We start from the raw sequence: 2,752 nt of genomic DNA on the forward strand, positions 1-2,752 counted from the left end.
AAAGTACAAAACCCATCAAAGCATCTTCTGCCATTGTAACTCTATCTTTTAAATCTACAATTTCAACAGCTTTTAAATAGATATCTCTTTTAACCATCATAAAAGCCAAATTCCATCTAGGATAATCTTTTTGTCTATAAATATAATTAGCATATTCTTCTAAAGACTCAAAACTATAATTATTTAAAGTTACCCCCCCCATATGCCAGCAGTATTTCCATCATAGTTATAAGCATTAAATTTAACAATATCATAATACCCATCTTTAGTAGCATTATATGCTATCTCACAAGCTTTTAAGTCTAAAAAATCATCTGAGTCCAAACTGATAATATATTTTCCTGTTGTCGATTTTAAGCCTTCACATCTAGCCAAAAATAAGCCTTTATTTTGATTATTTTTTATAATCTTTATTCTACTATCTTTTTTGGCATACTCTTTTACTAGATCTATACTTTTATCGCTTCCACAATCATCTACGATTATAACCTCTATATCTTTTAAAGTTTGGTTAATTACTGAATCTAGACACTCAGATATATATTTTTCTACATTATATACTGGAATTACTATTGATACTTTTGGGCTATTTTGCATTTTTCAACCTCTTAAACAACTCCATCCACTGTTTCATTACAACATCTTTGCTAAATTTACTTTTAACTATCTCTTTGCTTTTTGCTCCCATTTTAGCTCTTAGATTCTCATCACTCATTAGAGTTTTTAGTTTATTAGCATATTCATTAAGGTTATTATCTTCTATTAGATATCCACTTTTTTCATCTTCTATTATATCGCTTGGACCGGTTGCAATATCAAATGATATAGTTGGTAATGCGTAAGACTGAGCCTCTATAAGAACCATAGGAAGTCCTTCAAAATGGCTTGTCATAGCATATATGCTAGCACTTAGATACTCACTCTCTACATCTTTGGTAAATGGTTTTAATATTATAGAGTTGGTTAAATTTAGATCTTTTATCTTATTTTCTATCTTCTCTTTTAGCTCTCCATCACCTACAATATGTAGTTTCCAATCTTTAAACTCACTGCTATCTTGAATTAGCTTCCAAATATCTATTAAGCGAAGAAGGCCTTTTTCTTTTGATAGCCTACCTATGCTTACAACTACTTTTTGTGAGTAATTGGTATTTAAATTTGAGATATTTGGGAGGAAATTTGGAATGATATAAAAATTAGCATTTGGATATTTTGTTTTAAATTTATCAAGCTCTTTAGATGAGAGTAATACAAAATTTTGCAAACCATCTAAATCAAAATTTTTATAAATATCAAATTTTCCATGAATAAGTTTAATTACAGCACTATTTTTTAAAGTAAATTTACCATTGATAAAGCTATCACTATTATCAATAATAAAATCTGGCTCAATTTTTTTTGCTAATTTTATAAAACGCCTGCTCATTATTTTTATAATTATTCTATTTACAAATCTAACTAACGGCCTAGCTAATTCACGTAAAATTTTAAAAAATGGGTTTTTTACATTTGGTAAGGTGATTTCTTTAATATTAGATAATTTTATCAGTTCTATATTTTTACTATAATCAAATACTATATTTTTATTAGCATTGAATATGCTAGTTATATAAATTTTATAATTATTCACAAGCTCATTACTCAAATTTGCTACAACACGCTCCCTGCCACCAACTATACTTAAATCAGGAACAACTATCAATATTTTCTTCAAAATAATACACCCCTTAAAGTTGGCAAGTAAAATTAATAAGTTGAATCTTACCATATTTTGCTATAATTCAAGCTAAAAAAGGCTTAAAATGTTTCATATTATATTTAGTTCAGATGAGAATTATATCAAATATACAGCAGTACTCATAAATAGCATAATCAAAAATACAAATACAAATTTAAGCTTTAAAGATATATGCCAAACTGGAGGATTTAGCGCACCAAAAGATAGCTCATTTAGCAGCTATAAGGCTATTAATTTTGATGACTTAAGCAGTGAGCAAAAGCAAGAAGGCTATATCTTTCACATTCTTAGCGATAATATATCAAGCCAAACACAAAACAAACTAAATTCACTTCAAAACGAGCTTAACCAAATATATCCATGCCAAATTCTAACACACATAATAGATGATAAAGAATTTGCTAACTTTCCAATCTCAGGTGCAGCCCATAGTAATTTTTTAACATATTATAGATTAAAGCTTGAATCCTATCTAGACCCTAGCGTAGATAGATGCTTGTATCTAGATGCTGATATGCTGTGTTTGTTTGATTTACGTGAGCTTTTTGCTATTGATTTAGGGGATAATATTTTAGCCGCAGTAAATGATCCAGGTAGCAAAAAACGCAAAATGAAATATAAACAAAATAGCCAAACCATCACGCATAAATTTACAAATGACTATTTTAATGCTGGTTTTTTACTCATTAATACCAAGGCTTACAAACAAAATCAAATAGAGCAAAAATGTCAATCCCTAGCCCAAAATGCCACATATATCAAAGCTGCCGATCAAGACTTACTAAATGCCCTAATCCCAAATGATAAACTACTTAAACTACCAATTGCTTATAATTTTTCATCAATTAGTTTTTGTTTTTCTATATGCAAAGATGAAAACCCACACCGCCTAAACTGCACTAGGGCTGAGTTTATGCAAAGCTATAAAGAGCCAAAAATCATTCACTATGGTGAAAAACCATGGAGATTTTTACAAAGCTATACAGATAGCCAAAATAAAAATATAAATGATAT

Annotated in this window: 4 protein-coding genes; 1 reads left to right on the forward strand and 3 read right to left on the reverse strand. The window is 28.9% G+C overall.

Annotated features, from left to right (window positions below):
- The 3 genes from J6V67_RS07000 to J6V67_RS07010 all read right to left on the reverse strand — a co-directional run.
- The coding region (locus J6V67_RS07000; protein ID WP_291860718.1) for a hypothetical protein at positions 1 to 202 on the reverse strand (202 nt) is incomplete at its 3' end.
- A complete protein-coding gene (locus tag J6V67_RS07005) occupies positions 190 to 597 on the reverse strand; it encodes a glycosyltransferase family 2 protein (RefSeq protein WP_291860721.1) in 408 nt (135 codons plus the stop codon). The genes J6V67_RS07005 and J6V67_RS07000, both read right to left, overlap by 13 nt.
- Complete coding sequence (locus J6V67_RS07010) at positions 587 to 1,714, reverse strand: glycosyltransferase family 4 protein (RefSeq protein ID WP_291860724.1); 1,128 nt, start codon at positions 1,712 to 1,714, stop codon at positions 587 to 589. The genes J6V67_RS07005 and J6V67_RS07010 overlap by 11 nt, the downstream gene beginning before the upstream one ends.
- Before the next feature lie 88 nt (positions 1,715 to 1,802).
- Between J6V67_RS07010 and J6V67_RS07015 the strand changes: the two genes are divergently transcribed.
- On the forward strand, positions 1,803 to 2,752 hold a 950-nt coding region (locus tag J6V67_RS07015), incomplete at its 3' end, for a glycosyltransferase family 8 protein (protein ID WP_291860728.1).

The sequence above is a fragment of the Campylobacter sp. genome (assembly GCF_017646085.1).
In the GTDB taxonomy this organism is placed as follows: domain Bacteria; phylum Campylobacterota; class Campylobacteria; order Campylobacterales; family Campylobacteraceae; genus Campylobacter.

Bases quoted from the DNA above. Each gene is read 5' to 3' on its own strand.
- J6V67_RS07005 (WP_291860721.1), bottom strand. From the start codon at position 597: ATGCAAAATAGCCCAAAAGTATCAATAGTAATTCCAGTATATAATGTA.